This is a genomic window from Natronospirillum sp. (assembly GCF_022565775.1).
Taxonomy (GTDB): Bacteria; Pseudomonadota; Gammaproteobacteria; order Pseudomonadales; family Natronospirillaceae; genus Natronospirillum.
Window position 1 is genome coordinate 66953 of record NZ_JAIUMC010000003.1, and the last position, 14158, is coordinate 81110.

Here is a 14158-nt window from a genome sequence, read left to right on the forward strand (position 1 = left end):
TCAGCCGTGCATAATGGTCAGGGATAGGCGATGCGGCGCCACAACCGCTCCAGCGGACCGGCACCCAAATGACGCTCCCAGCAGGGGCAGAGCCACAATAGCAGCAGTATAGTCAGGCCGGCACACAATAACAGTTGCAACGCGTTGAATTGTCCGAAAAAACCGAGACCGTTGCCATAGAAAAGCAGAGCGGCGATCAGTGATTGCAGAATATAGACACTGAGTGCCAATCTGCCGGTTGCAGCCAGATGCCGGCCAATCCCGGATACATCATGGTGATGTGACCAGAGCAACAGGCCACCTCCATAGGCGACACTCATACCCAGACTGCCCCAGTATTGGCTGTGGAAAGCCCACAGCAAGTCACCACCGGCAAGCCGAATGCCGAGTGATACCGTCATCAGCAGGGCCCCTGTTATCAAGGCTCCCAGCAAGTACCAGCGGATAATCGCAGAATGAATCCACTGACCGGACAGGAATTGCGGCAGGCGCTGCAGTCCCATACCGGCCAGGATCAGTCCTAGGGCATGCCAAAGCGTGGCCGAGATCATCGTGCTGGTCTGAAGCGTCAGGGCGGTCGCTGCCCTGTGGGACATCTGTTCCCGCCAGCCACCCCGATACTGCTGTATCTCGGCGAATATTTGTTCCATAGAAGGTGCACTCAGGTTGTCCGCGAGATCTGGCGCGAGCCCACCCAGTTGCCACAGCACCAGCAATAGGGAAGGTACCGCGTAGATCACCAACCCGGCTTGAATAAGCGCGCCAGGGCCAAGGGTGCGCACGGTCCAGGCCAACAGTCCGGCCAGTGAGTAGACAAAGAGGATGTCTCCCCACCAGATCAGGTAGGCATGCAGCAGGCCGATAGAAGCCAGGGTCAGCATGCGTCTGACATGAAGAGGCCCGGGGTCATGCCCTCTGGCGGACTGGCGCTGAGCGAACAGGCCTATACCGACACCGAACATCAGGGCCAGCAGGTTGATGAATTTCTGCTCAAACAGCAGGTGCATCAGGCTCCAGGCCAAGACATCAGCAGTGGACAGCAAAAAGCCACTGGCTATTGGGTCGGACAGGGCCGTCTTGGGCCAGCCGAAGAGGAAAATATTGACAGGGAAAATGCCCAGAACAGCCAGGCCGCGCAGTTGGTCGAGATGCGTTTGGCGCTGATTGCCCATTGCCTGTTCAGCGCCTTTGGAGCAGGGCGCCAGCCTCCCGGTGACGGGTGTAGGGAAACTGGTCAAACAGGGCGAGTGAAACCAGACGGTGGGATGAATCCAGCGCCGCAGCATTGTCGCGCAACGTCTCCGGGTTGCAGGAAATGTACAGTATGTGGTCGAACTGTCGAACCAGTTCGACTGTATCCGGATCCAACCCGGCCCGTGGTGGGTCAACAAACACCGTGGAGAAATCGTACCCGGGAAGATTGTACTCGCTGATGCGCCGTCCCTCGCCGGTCTGCCAACCGCGGCTGAAGTCTTCGGCGGACATCCGTCCAATGGTAACGTTGTCTATGTTATTGACGGCCTTGTTGTGCTGCGCGGCACGCACGGATACCTTGGATATTTCGGTCGCCAGAACCTGTCGAAAGTGCCGTGACAGAGGCAGTGTGAAGGTGCCCAGACCACAGTAGAGTTCGAGCAGGTCGCCACCCCCAATGGTTTCAGCCTGCCTGCAGGCCCACTCGAGCATATGCTGGCAGACCACTGCATTGGGCTGGGTGAAGCTGTTTTCGATCTGGCGGAAAGTCCAGTCTTGGCCCTGAACGGTCAGAACTTCATCGACATGGTCGCGGCTCAATACGCAGCGCTGCTTTCGACTGCGGCCGATGATCGCAATATCGAGCGCCTGTTCAAGCTCCCGAGCCAGTTGATCCCACTTTTCGTCCAGCTTGCGGTGATAGATGAGGGTAACCAGAGCCTCGCCGGACAGGGTCGTCAGGAATTCAACCTGGAACAGCCGGGAGCGCAATTCCGGATGATCGTGAATGGCGTCCAGCAAAGCGGGCATCAAAGCATTGATGCGTTCCGAGCCTATCGGAAACTCGGAGACCTCAATGGGAACTTTCGGGTTTTCCGGGTCAAACATGGCAAAAAAGGAACGCTCACCTTCATGCCATAGGCGGAACTCGGCGCGCATACGAAAATGCGTTGGCGGTGAGGCATGGACAGTGGGTGAGCCCTTGAAGAAAGGGCTGAATTCAGCTCGCAGCTGCTCGGCCTTGGCCGCCAGTTGGGCCTGATAAGTCTCTGGGTAAACCTGTCCTGGTCGATTGAACATGCGCTGCTGTGCTCCCGGAACTGCCATGCATTCGGGGGCGGCATTCTACGCTCAAGCGACGCCGCGGGCCAGCCCAACATCGTCCATGATTCGGGTGGCAATTTCCTCGATGGAAAAGTGGGTGGTGTTGATACACATGATGCCATTCTGGCGAAACCGTTTTTCCACCTCGTCCACTTCCCACTCGCACTGATCCAACGAACCGTAGCGGCTGTTGTTGCGCCGCTCATGGCGGATTGAAGCCAATTGAAAGGGATCAATGGTTAGCCCGTAAAGCTTCTCGCGATGGGCCATCAGAGTGTCAGGCAGGCCTGGAAGCGCCAGGTCTTCGGGCGTCAGGGGGTAGTTGGCAGCCCGCACACCGAACTGCAATGCCATGTACAGACAGGTCGGTGTTTTGCCACAACGGGACACTCCGATCAGGATGATGTCTGCCTTGCTGTAGTCCTGCTGGCGTCCACCGTCGTCATTCTCCAGGGCAAAATTGACCGACTCGATGCGCTTGTGATAGGTGCTGAACTCATTGATGGAATGGCATTTGCCGGACGTATACGACGAACTGATACCGAACTGCTCTTCCAGTGGCTTCAGAAAGGTATCAAACACATCAAACATTACCCCGCGGGAACTCATGATGATATCGCGGATATCCTGTTTGACGATGGTGTCGAACACGATGGCGGGCGCTCCATCCCGACTTGTTGCATCATTGATGCGGGTAACCGCACTGGTGGCTTTTTCGGGGCTGTCGACATAGGGAATGGTCACTCGTTCGATGGTAATGCCTTCGAACTGGGTCAGCAGACTGTTACCCAGTGTTTCGGCAGTGATCCCTGTGCCATCGGAAAGAAAAAAAGCAGTTCGGCGCATGAAGTTCTGACAGGTTGCGAATTTGCTGCCTATATTTTCATACAACTGCGCTGAGTCAATGTATTTTTTGCGCTGCGTCCTTTATCATCTGCTCTGCAGGGCCTGTGAAAGTCCGACTTTCCATTTTCCGCAACAGGCAGGGTCGGGTGGTGTAGTTCGTTGGCAGTCCTGCAGCGTCATGGAAGGCGAAGCCCAAAGGCGGACCCGCAAAACCATAATCAGACATGTATGAAGCATGCAGCGACCCGGTTATGAAACCGGGCTACTCAATCGACCTCACAACGGAGACACTACCTTGCAACATAGATATATCATCCCCCTTGAACAGGCTCGCATGACGGATGTCGACCAGGTGGGTGGCAAAAATGCGTCGCTGGGTGAAATGATTCATCAACTGAGTGATGCCGGTGTTCGTGTGCCGGGCGGGTTTGCCACCACGGCAGAAGCCTATCGCGATTTCCTGCGTCATGACGGTCTGGCTGATCGTATCAATGCCCGGCTGGATGCTCTGGATGTCGATGATACCCGAGCGCTTCTCGAAACCGGCGGTACCATTCGCAAGTGGATCATGGACGCTGACTTCAATCCGGAGCTGGACGCTGCGATTGAAGACGCCTTTGCCCGGATGGCTGGCGCTGACCCCTCTATCCCGGTTGCAGTGCGCTCCTCGGCCACGGCGGAAGACCTGCCCGATGCGTCATTTGCCGGCCAGCAGGAAACTTTTCTCAACATTCAGGGCCTTGCCAATATCAAGCAAGCCATCAAGGAAGTGTTCGCCTCACTGTATAACGACAGGGCCATCTCCTATCGTGTACACAAGGGCTTTGCCCACGACGTGGTGGCCCTGTCTGCCGGCATCCAGCGAATGGTGCGCAGCGAAACCGGCGCCTCAGGGGTGATGTTTACGCTGGATACCGAGTCTGGATTCAATCAGGCGGTGTTCATTACGGCCGCTTACGGCCTGGGCGAAACCGTGGTGCAGGGTGCGGTCAACCCGGATGAATTCTATGTGTACAAGCCGACGGTCAGGCAGGGCGTGCCTGCGGTTCTGCGGCGCAATCTGGGCTCCAAAGCGATCAAGATGGTCTGTACGGGCGAGGGCAGTGCCGGTAACGCCGTGGCGACCGTTGATGTGTCTCCTGAAGATCAGCAGCGGTTCTGTATCACCGATGCCGAGGCAGAGGAGCTCGCACGTATTGCCATCACCATCGAGAAACACTACGGCCGCCCGATGGATATCGAGTGGGCCAAAGATGGCGATGACCAGCAGCTCTACATCGTTCAGGCTCGCCCGGAAACAGTGAAAAGCCAGCAGGACACGGCGGCCTCGGTGGAAAGCTATCGCCTGCAGGAACACAGTGAAGTACTGGCAGAGGGCCGGGCCATTGGTCACCGGATCGGTGCCGGCGTGGTCCGCGTTGTTGCCGGACTCGAAGACATGCATGAAGTGCGCAAGGGCGATGTGCTGGTCACCGACATGACGGACCCCGACTGGGAGCCCGTCATGAAGCGCGCGGCCGCCATCATTACCAATCGCGGCGGTCGTACCTGTCATGCGGCCATCATTGCCCGTGAGCTGGGCATTCCGGCCATTGTGGGTTGTGGCGATGTGACGGCCAAGCTGCAGAGCGGCCAGGAAGTAACTGCCAGTTGTGCCGAAGGCGACACCGGCAAGATATACACCGGCTTGCTCAAGTTTGAACACAAGAGCGACAACCTCGAGCATCTGCCGTCATTGCCCTTTGACATCATGATGAATGTGGGCAATCCGGACCGGGCTTTCGATTTCCAGTTTCTGCCCAATGCCGGTGTCGGCCTGGCGCGCCTGGAATTCATCATCAACCGGATGATCGGTGTGCACCCCAAGGCGCTGCTGGAGTTTGACCAGCAACCGGCTGAGTTGCAGCAGCAGATTCGCGAGCGCATCGCAGGTTACGCCTCACCGGTCGACTTTTTTGTCGACAAGCTGACCGAGGGTGTCGCCACGCTGGCGGCGGCCTTCTTCCCGAAAAAGGTGATCGTGCGCATGTCGGACTTCAAGTCCAACGAATATGCCCACCTGCTTGGCGGCGCTGCCTATGAACCGGATGAAGAAAATCCGATGCTGGGTTTCCGGGGCGCTTCACGTTACGTGGCAGACAGCTTTAAAAGTTGTTTCGAACTGGAGTGCCGGGCCCTGAAACGGGTTCGGGAAGAGATGAAGCTCACCAATGTCGAAATCATGATTCCCTTTGTGCGCACGCCGGAGGAAGCCTCGGGGGTTATTGACCTGCTGGCAGAGAACGGCCTGCGGCGAGGTGATCAGGGTCTTCGTGTCATCATGATGTGTGAGCTGCCGTCCAATGCGCTGCTGGCAGAAGAGTTCCTGCAGTACTTCGATGGATTTTCCATCGGGTCCAATGACCTGACACAGTTGACTCTGGGTCTGGATCGTGACTCTGGTCTGGTTGCACACCTGTTCGACGAGCGCAACCCGGCGGTGAAAAAACTGCTGGCCATGGCTATTGGTGCCTGCAAGGAGGCCGGAAAATATGTCGGCATCTGTGGACAGGGGCCCTCAGACCATCCTGATCTGGCCCGCTGGCTGATGGAGCAGGGTATCGACAGTGTGTCGCTCAATCCTGATTCGGTGCTGGAAACCTGGCTGTATCTCGCTGAAGAGCAGAAGGCCGATTGATCAGGTGCCTTTGAGGCGAGCATACGCCGCCTGAATGCGCTGAAACTGTCTGGCGTCGCCACCCCGGTCGGGGTGGTGACGTTGACAGAGTTGTCGATAACGATTGCGCAAGCGGTCTTTGCTGACCGGCGGCTGCAGCTCAAACAGAGCCCAGTCAGCCGCAACCTTCTCTGGATCCTGCAGACGCAGCCAGAAGGCGTTCAACTTCTCCTGCAGGCTGTCCGGCGTTTCCCGCTCGAGATTATCCAGGTCCAGGTAGTAACTCTGCATGGGGTCAGTTCGCGCCAGTGTTCTGCCTCCGCTGTTGCCGGCATCCGTTTGGTACAGGAATATGCGGGTAGCGACTATGTCCAGTGTTTCATGCTCGTTGGCCAGATACAGGCGCAGCAGATACAGATGATGGAACAGCCAGAAATGGCTGCGAAACAGCTGCCAACTGTTGAGCATGTCGGGTTTGCTGAAAGGCGCCTGCTCATCCTGGTCCAGCCACTGCATCAGCGCATATTCGCTGATACCGGAACGATGCTGTCGTACCGCGACCTCGAGGCGATCCAGTAGCTGGGTGTCCGCCATCACTGCCCCTCAGTTTCAGTTGATTCGGTGGTATCCGCCAATGCGGTACTCGCCCACTCGGGCCATTCATCCGGCACCACGAACATCCAGCATGGCACGCCGCTGTCCGGATAGTCCACCCAGACCTGAACCGGGCGCTGCAGATCTGCATGTGCGCTGCACCAATGGTCTCTGTGGGTCCATTGGAGCGCTGAGGGTCCGGTCAGCCACTGGCTGCGCTGCAGTGTCAGGAACCGAGTGCGCTCGGGAAGTGCCCGGCAGGCACTCAACGTGCACCAGTGCGCTTGCTGGTCGCTGACAGGTGAGCCTCGGATCTGCTCAGTGTCTGTCGGGAGCGGCTCAAAAAAGCGCCCCCGCAACAGTATTCTGTGCCGTGCAACGGCCTGGCCGAGCTCAGCACTGACCAGCTCATGGCGGCCGAGTGGTAATTGTCGGTTCGTCATGTGCCGGAATTTGCGCTGCAGGCTGTCTTGCAGTCCGGGGCCCAACCAGTGGGCGTCGGAAGGTACCCCCGGCAGGTTGATGCGCAGATAGAATTTGACCGCGAGTTCAAGGTGAAGCCAGTCAGCAGAGTCCTGGTTTCTGACAATTACATCGATCTCGCCCAGAGTGCGGCCCTGCTGGCGTACCGGAAAATGGGACAGGCCGACTGTCCAGTGCGGATGCTCGGCCAACCAGGACAGCCAAAGCGCCTCGAAATACTGCCCCAGTCGACGGTGACGCATCGGCTGCAACCGCGCAATCAGCCGGGTGGCGACCTGGGGTGTGGTCAGCCAGGCGTACAGCGCTTCCCGATCGTCAGGCCAGTGCATCAGTTCGGGGCGATCCGGGATGAGCGGACACGGGCTGGTCACTGCCCACCAGAGGTCGCGCAGTATAGGGTGCAGTCTATCGGTGGCTTCGCTCATTCTGCTATGCTTGAGCCCTTATCGCCCAGTGTCTGAGGAGCATTGTATTGACCGACAGGGCATTTAACAAAATAGCGGTACTGGGTCGTCAGGGTAGCGACAATGTGCGTGCGACGCTGCACCGACTGCATCACTGGTTGTTCGAGCAGGGGCTGGAGTGCAAGTTTGAGGCGTCTCTGGCGCCTATGCTGAATGACATCGGCCGGGACAGCGCAGGGCCGGGCAATGACCCTCAACCGGTGTTTGCCGACAAGGTACAGTTGGGTCGCTGGGCAGATCTTGTTGTTGTGGTCGGCGGTGACGGCACCCTGTTGGCAGCAGCCCGCGACATGGCGCAATACGAAAAGCCGGTTCTGGGCATCAACCGCGGGCGGCTGGGCTTTCTGACCGACATCATGCCCGGTGATCTGGAGGCGCAGGTCGGCGCGGTGCTGGCGGGAGACTACTTGCTAGAGCATCGGTTTCTGCTACAGGCCCGCCTGGAACGCAATGGCGAGACGGTGCGTTCGGCCACGGCGCTCAATGATGTGGTGCTGCACCCGGGTGAAGCGATACGGATGATCGAATTCGATCTGTATGTCGACAATCAGTTTGTGTATCGCCAGCGTTCGGACGGTTTGATTGTCTCCACACCCACCGGCTCGACGGCGTATGCGCTGTCGGCGGGTGGCCCCATCATGCAGCCGGGGCTGGATGCCATTTCACTGGTTCCCATGTTTCCGCACAGCCTCAGCAGTCGCCCATTGCTGGTGGATGGCAACAGCCTGATCAGGATAGAGCTGGGCTCTGACAACCAGGAGCCCCCGCATCTGTCCTGTGACGCGCAGACCCATATGCCCACCTGCCCGGGAGACCGTTTGCATATCTGCAAGCATGAACACAGACTTCACCTGCTGCATCCCCGGCAGCACAACTATTTCGAAATATGCCGTACCAAGCTGGGCTGGGGATCTCGGCTGGGCCAGGATGAGGAGTAAACAGAAGACATGGCGTCCTTTGATGAAACAGCGGCGCAACTGCCGCGCGATGTGATTGATCGCATGCGTGAAGCTCTGGCTCTGGGCCGTTGGCCTGATGGCCGGGAACTCACCGCCGACCAGAAGAAAACCACCATGGAAGCGGTTCTGACCTGGGAAGCGGTGCATCTGCCGCCCGAGCAGAGAACCGGCCACATAGACCGATCCGGTTGCGGCTCCAGTGAGTCCGATTCAGCTTCGAGAATCCCGGCGGTGACACGACATGACCACTGATCTGTTCAGTCAGCATGACTGGCATACTGTGCTGCAGGGGCCACTGAGCAAGATGCGTGCTCGGCCAACAGAGGCTGGTGTGGACTATTGGCTGCAGGCCGGTGACCAGTCCGTGGCACTGTCGCCATTGCTGGGCAAGCCTGTGCGCCTGCAGCATACCGGCAAGATCTTCTGTCAGCATTGCGGCACAGAAACCCGGAAGAGCTTTCAGGGGTTCTGCTACGAGCACTTCATGAGCCTGGCGCAGGCTGACAGCTGCATCATGAGCCCCGAGAAGTGCCATTTCGAGCAGGGTACCTGTCGCGAGCCGGAGTGGGGTGAGCGGCACTGTTTCCAGACCCATTTTGTGTATCTGGCCAATACTGGTCAGGTCAAGGTGGGCATTACCCGGGGCACGCAGATTCCTGTCCGCTGGCTGGACCAGGGCGCCGAAGAGGCACTACCGGTTGCCAGGGTGCGATCACGATACCTGGCGGGTCTGCTGGAAGTGTTGCTGGCTCAGCATGTCTCGGACAAGACCAACTGGCGGCAGATGCTGAAAGGCAAGGCAGAGTCGATTGATCTGGCGGCTTGCCGCGACAATTTGTTTGCAAAATGCCGACAGGAATTGCAGGATCTGCAAAACCAATACGGAGTGCAGGCGATTCAGCTGATTCAACAGGCTGAAGTTTATACGGTTACCTATCCTGTGCTCACCTTCCCGACCACTCTAAAATCCTGCACTTTCGACAAAACCACCCAGGTTGAAGGGGTGCTGCAAGGCATCAAGGGTCAGTATCTTATTCTGGATACTGGCGTTATCAATATCCGGCGCCATACCGGCTACGAAGTCATCATCGAACAGACAGAGGCCCCACACTGAATCATGCGTACCGACGAGGCTCATCAAACCGTTTATCTCGAGGACTATACGCCACCTGCCTATCTGGTTGATGAAACGCACCTGACTGTGCAGATCCATGCCGACTACACGATTGTAGAGGCTCGACTTCAGATGCGGCCGAATCCCGAACTGGGAAGCCACGGCGCGCTGATTCTCAATGCCGGCGAACCCATGACCCTGGAATCACTGGAGATAGATGGTGCTGCGGTTGTGGATCCCGTCAGAGAAAACGAAGACCTCATCCTGCCCGCTATCGGCGAGCCCAGTTTCGAGGTACGAACGCGGGTCCGTATCGACCCGAACAACAACACATCGCTCGAAGGGCTTTACCGATCGGGTGGGATGTATTGCACCCAATGTGAGGCAGAAGGGTTTCGACGGATCACCCCTTATCCGGACCGCCCGGATGTGCTATCCGTGTTTACTACCCGTATCGAAGCGCCGGAAGACTATCCGTGCCTGCTGTCCAATGGTAATCCGGTTGCCAAGGGGCCGCTGGAAGAGGGCCGCCACTTTGCAGAATGGCATGATCCCTTTCCCAAACCCAGCTATCTGTTTGCCCTGGTGGCGGGTGATCTGGCCTGTACCGAGGATAAATTTACCACCCAGTCCGGTCGGGACGTGACGCTGCAGTTGTTCACCGAGGCACACAACACACACAAGACAAGGTTTGCCCTGGAGGCGCTGAAACGATCCATGCGCTGGGATGAACAGGTTTATGGACGCGAATACGATCTCGACCTGTTCATGATTGTCGCCGTGGATCATTTCAATATGGGGGCCATGGAAAACAAGGGCCTCAATATTTTCAATTCGGCCTGTGTACTGGCCGACGAGAGCAGTACGACGGATGCCGGCTTTGAACTGATTGAAGCCATCGTGGCCCACGAGTACTTTCACAACTGGAGTGGCAATCGGGTCACCTGCCGAGACTGGTTTCAATTGAGCCTCAAGGAAGGCTTTACCGTGTTCCGCGACTGCGAGTTTACCGCCGACATGCATTCCCGGGCAGTCAAGCGCGTGGACGATGTCACCCAGTTGCGGGCCCGCCAGTTTGCCGAAGACGCCGGCCCAATGGCGCATCCGGTGCGCCCGGACCGGTATATCGAGATCAACAACTTCTACACCCTGACCGTCTACGAGAAAGGGGCGGAAGTCGTGCGCATGCTGCACACCTTGCTCGGCCCGGAGCGTTTTCGTGCTGCCAGTGACCTGTACTTTTCCCGTTTCGACGGACAGGCCGTCACCGTGGAAGATTTTGTGACCTGCATGGAAGAAAAGTCCGGTATCGATCTGACCCAGTTCAAGCGCTGGTACGAGCAGGCCGGAACACCCAGAGTTGATGTCACCTCCGAATATGATCCCTCGGGGCAGCTATTGACGCTGCGTTTTGCGCAATCCTGCCCGGCGACTCCGGGACAGGATCAGAAGGCGCCTTTCCACATCCCCATTCGCTTGGGGCTGATCGGCAGGGAGAGCCGCAGCGCCTTGAGTTTCAGCACTGATCACTCTGGTTTCGATGCTGAAACAGGTGTTTTTAGCCTGCGTGAAGAGGAAGATACTCTACTGCTGAGCGGCGTCAGCGAAGCGGCGGTGCCATCTCTGTTGCGTGACTTCTCCGCGCCCGTGGTTTGCGAATACCCCTATTCGGAAGACGAGCTGCAACTGCTGATTGTCGCCGATGACAACAGCTTCAACCGCTGGAGTGCCATGCAGGCGCTGGCCACGCGCACGCTGCTGGCAGACGTTCAGCAGCAGGACAACGCGGACAAGCTGCGCAACCTGTTGCTGAAGGCGTTCCGCTCGGTGCTGCAGGACAATCTGCTCGACCCGGCGGTCAAGGCCCGCCTCCTGAAGTTGCCTGCTCAGGCTTATCTCGCAGAGCAGTACACGCCCGTTGATCCACTGGCGCTGGACAGTGCCCATGGAGACCTCAAACGGCATCTGGCGCATGAACTGTCACCGCACTGGCAAAGCCTCTTTACCGAAACCCGCGCCACCGAAGCCTATCGCTTTGATCACATCCAGGCGGGCTGCAGAGCGCTGCATCTGTGTGCCTTGCAGTATCTGGTGCTCGATGGAGAAGGGTGGCGTGAAGCGGCTCAGCTCTGGGAAAATGCCGACAACATGACAGAACAGCACGGGGCCTTGCAAGCCTGGTCGCAAGTGCCCAATGAAGCCTGGCAGTCGGCCATGGAGACTTTCTACAAGCGCTGGCAGTCAGACGCTCAGGTGACCGAGCAGTGGCTCGCCTTGCAGGCCAATGCGGCCGACGTTACGGTTGCTGATATCGAAGCGCTTTGTGAACACCCTGCTTTCAGTTGGCAGAACCCCAATCGGATACGCAGCGTGGTCTCGGTATTCTGCACACACAATTCAGCCGGGTTTCATGCCGCCGATTTTGGCGGGTATCGCTTTCTGGCCGAGACCATACTGCGTCTGGACAGCAAGAACCCACAAATTGCGGCCCGCCTGTGCACGCCATTTACCCAGTGGCGACGCTATACCAAACCAGTACAGGAAGCCATGCAGGCAGACCTCGAGCGCATCCTGAGCCACGAGGGTCTGTCGGATGGCGTCTACGAGGTGGTGTCCAAGACGCTGCAGGGCAGTCAGTAGTCAGCCGAAGGCCAGCCAGAGCAGAGCGGCCAGTCCGAACAGGATAGGCTGGTGGATCAGGTAGAGGCTCAGTGGCCGCTGACCCATCCAGCGCAGCCAGTGGGTGCTTCGGTTTAGAGAATTGCTGAACGAAATGGCCATGATGGGCTGCCGGGCCAGCCAGATGCCCACCCAGACCACACCCAGCCAGGGCAGCAGGTACATCCTGTCGATGGTGCCGTCGGGCAGGCCGAGAATCGGGTGCAGATAATCGTGCAGCCAGGGGTCGGTCCAGGGCAGGCCCAGACGTTCCGCAAGAACCAGAGTGGCGCCCAGAACCCCGGCCACCACCGGCATCCGGACCATGGGCAGCGAGATCAGCAGCGCAATGACAAAAAAGTGCAGTATACCGAAATAGATCCAGGCTTCCGGGTAGGCGAGCAGGCTGAAAACGGAGAGCAGGGCGGCACTGGCAATGAGCTGTCCCTGGCGCTTTTTAAGCGATTGCCAGCGAATGCCTCGCTGGTGGGTCCAGTACAGACTGGCACCGGCCATCAGGCAAAACAGACCCACGATGATGCCGCGAAAACCGCGCACAAACGGGTCGTCAAAATCCATCTCCACAAAGCCGAACACCGACAGGTCATACCAACCGTGGAATATGGCCATCAACACGATGGCCAGCCCGCGCAGGGCATCCGGCAGCGGCAAACGACTGCGTGTGTCCAGAGTGAAGTAATCGCGTCCGGCCTGGCGCCAATCCAAGGTGGTCATTCTTCCTTATCGTCTCCCTCTTCAGGCTCTTCGACAATCTCGGTGACTTCTTCCGCTTTTTCCTTGCCGCTTTCGCCGGCCAGGTGTTTCTCGTAAGCCGACTTCTGACGCGAGTGTTTGGCCAGTCGATTCTTGGAGGGAATCTGGCCCTTCTGACCGTCCTTGAGGAAATTCTTCTTGGAGCCGGTTTTGACGCTGAGGCGATCTTTCAGGCGTCGTGTTTTCTTTTTTCTCGACATAGGGGTCTGGCAGTTCCTGTTATCAGGCCAATGGCTGCATTATAGTACCATTTCAATACGAGACCGGAGTAGGTATGGAATACAGAACACTGGGCAATACTGACATCAGCGTATCAAAAATCTGCCTCGGCACCATGACCTGGGGAGAACAGAACTCCGAAGCTGAAGCCCACCAGCAACTCGATTGTGCCCTGGACCAGGGGGTCAACTTCATTGATGCGGCTGAAATGTATCCGGTACCGCCGCGGGAAGAGACGCAGGGTAGAACGGAGCAGTATCTGGGCTCCTGGCTGCATGGCAGAGGACAGCGTGACAAGGTGGTATTGGCAACCAAGGTCACAGGGCGATCTGCCAGCTTTCCCTATCTGAGAGAGGGGCCGCGTCTGAATCTGGCCCATCTGCGCGAGGCGCTGGATGCCAGCCTCAGGCGTCTGCAAACCGATTATGTGGATCTCTATCAGATTCACTGGCCGGAGCGCAAAACCAATTTTTTTGGTCAACTGGGCTATCAGCATCAGCCGGAAGAGGACACCATCTCGATCAGTGAAACACTGGCGGCACTCGCTGACCTGGTGCGCAGCGGCAAGGTCCGTCATATTGGCCTGTCGAATGAAACCCCCTGGGGCGTGCATGAATACCTGCGCCTGAGCGCCGCGGGGGAGGGGCCGCGTATCGTATCGATTCAGAACCCCTACAATCTGCTGAACCGGTCCTATGAAGTGGGTCTGGCGGAAATGTCGATCCGTGAACAGGCTGGCCTGCTGGCCTATTCACCCCTGGCCTTCGGTGTGCTCAGTGGTAAATATCTCAACGGACAGCGGCCCTCGGGCGCCCGCCTGACGCTGTTTGAACGGTTTCAGCGCTATACTTCACCGATCGCTGACAAGGCTTCCGCAGAGTATGTGGCACTGGCGCAGGAGCATGGGCTGGACCCCGCGCAAATGGCGCTGGCGTTCGTCAATGATCAGCCCTTTGTAACGGCCAACATCATTGGGGCAACGTCACTGGAGCAACTGGAGGCCAATATTGCTTCGGCCTCGTTGCAGTTGAGCGATGAGGTGCGGGCAGGCATTGAGGCGATCCACCTGGCGCACCCCAATCCCTGTCCCTGA

The 14158-nt window shown here is 58.0% G+C and carries 13 protein-coding genes; 6 read left to right on the forward strand and 7 right to left on the reverse strand.

Annotation, left to right across the window (positions count from 1 at the left end; translation table 11 throughout):
- Nucleotides 1-17: 17 nt before the first annotated feature.
- Genes LAT62_RS01825 through LAT62_RS01835 form a run of 3 tightly spaced genes read right to left on the reverse strand, consistent with a single transcriptional unit; the run spans nucleotide 18 to nucleotide 3144 of the window.
- Nucleotides 18-1172 (reverse strand): DUF418 domain-containing protein, encoded by a 1155-nt coding sequence (locus LAT62_RS01825; RefSeq protein ID WP_293378042.1) that lies wholly within the window; start codon nucleotides 1170-1172, stop codon nucleotides 18-20.
- Between the two features lie 7 nt (nucleotides 1173-1179).
- The gene (gene trmA, locus LAT62_RS01830; RefSeq protein WP_293378045.1) at nucleotides 1180-2274 is read right to left on the reverse strand and encodes a tRNA (uridine(54)-C5)-methyltransferase TrmA; all 1095 of its coding nucleotides are present in this window, start codon (nucleotides 2272-2274) and stop codon (nucleotides 1180-1182) included.
- Between the two features lie 51 nt (nucleotides 2275-2325).
- Entirely contained in the window at nucleotides 2326-3144 is an 819-nt protein-coding gene (locus LAT62_RS01835) for a pyruvate, water dikinase regulatory protein (RefSeq protein ID WP_293378048.1), read from the reverse strand.
- A gap of 295 nt (nucleotides 3145-3439) precedes the next feature.
- On the opposite strand from LAT62_RS01835, the gene ppsA reads away from it, so the two are divergent.
- A complete protein-coding gene (ppsA, locus tag LAT62_RS01840) occupies nucleotides 3440-5821 on the forward strand; it encodes a phosphoenolpyruvate synthase (RefSeq protein ID WP_293378050.1) in 2382 nt (793 codons plus the stop codon).
- Here ppsA and LAT62_RS01845 read toward each other — a convergent pair whose 3' ends face one another.
- The gene (locus tag LAT62_RS01845; RefSeq protein ID WP_293378053.1) at nucleotides 5822-6394 is read right to left on the reverse strand and encodes a DNA-J related domain-containing protein; all 573 of its coding nucleotides are present in this window, start codon (nucleotides 6392-6394) and stop codon (nucleotides 5822-5824) included.
- Nucleotides 6394-7302, reverse strand: coding sequence for a DUF1853 family protein (locus LAT62_RS01850; RefSeq protein ID WP_293378056.1), 909 nt, complete (start codon nucleotides 7300-7302; stop codon nucleotides 6394-6396). The genes LAT62_RS01845 and LAT62_RS01850 overlap by 1 nt, the downstream gene beginning before the upstream one ends.
- A gap of 47 nt (nucleotides 7303-7349) precedes the next feature.
- Between LAT62_RS01850 and LAT62_RS01855 the strand changes: the two genes are divergently transcribed.
- The 4 genes from LAT62_RS01855 to pepN are packed head-to-tail and all read left to right on the forward strand — an operon-like array spanning nucleotide 7350 to nucleotide 12054.
- On the forward strand, nucleotides 7350-8279 hold the full coding sequence (locus tag LAT62_RS01855) for an NAD(+) kinase (protein ID WP_293378059.1): 930 nt from the start codon (nucleotides 7350-7352) through the stop codon (nucleotides 8277-8279).
- A gap of 9 nt (nucleotides 8280-8288) precedes the next feature.
- Nucleotides 8289-8552 carry a DUF1315 family protein gene (locus tag LAT62_RS01860; RefSeq protein WP_293378062.1) on the forward strand — a complete coding sequence of 88 codons (264 nt, stop codon included), beginning with the start codon at nucleotides 8289-8291 and terminating at the stop codon, nucleotides 8550-8552.
- Nucleotides 8542-9414, forward strand: coding sequence for a DUF2797 domain-containing protein (locus LAT62_RS01865; protein WP_293378065.1), 873 nt, complete (start codon nucleotides 8542-8544; stop codon nucleotides 9412-9414). The genes LAT62_RS01860 and LAT62_RS01865 overlap by 11 nt, the downstream gene beginning before the upstream one ends.
- A gap of 3 nt (nucleotides 9415-9417) precedes the next feature.
- Nucleotides 9418-12054 carry an aminopeptidase N gene (gene pepN, locus LAT62_RS01870; protein ID WP_293378068.1) on the forward strand — a complete coding sequence of 879 codons (2637 nt, stop codon included), beginning with the start codon at nucleotides 9418-9420 and terminating at the stop codon, nucleotides 12052-12054.
- Here pepN and LAT62_RS01875 read toward each other — a convergent pair whose 3' ends face one another.
- Both LAT62_RS01875 and LAT62_RS01880 read right to left on the reverse strand, forming a co-directional pair.
- Nucleotides 12055-12807 (reverse strand): heparan-alpha-glucosaminide N-acetyltransferase, encoded by a 753-nt coding sequence (locus LAT62_RS01875; RefSeq protein WP_293378071.1) that lies wholly within the window; start codon nucleotides 12805-12807, stop codon nucleotides 12055-12057.
- Nucleotides 12804-13046, reverse strand: coding sequence for a hypothetical protein (locus LAT62_RS01880; RefSeq protein ID WP_293378074.1), 243 nt, complete (start codon nucleotides 13044-13046; stop codon nucleotides 12804-12806). Before LAT62_RS01880 ends, LAT62_RS01875 begins: the two co-directional genes overlap by 4 nt.
- A 74-nt stretch (nucleotides 13047-13120) precedes the next feature.
- Between LAT62_RS01880 and LAT62_RS01885 the strand changes: the two genes are divergently transcribed.
- The gene (locus tag LAT62_RS01885; RefSeq protein WP_293378077.1) at nucleotides 13121-14158 is read left to right on the forward strand and encodes an NADP(H)-dependent aldo-keto reductase; all 1038 of its coding nucleotides are present in this window, start codon (nucleotides 13121-13123) and stop codon (nucleotides 14156-14158) included.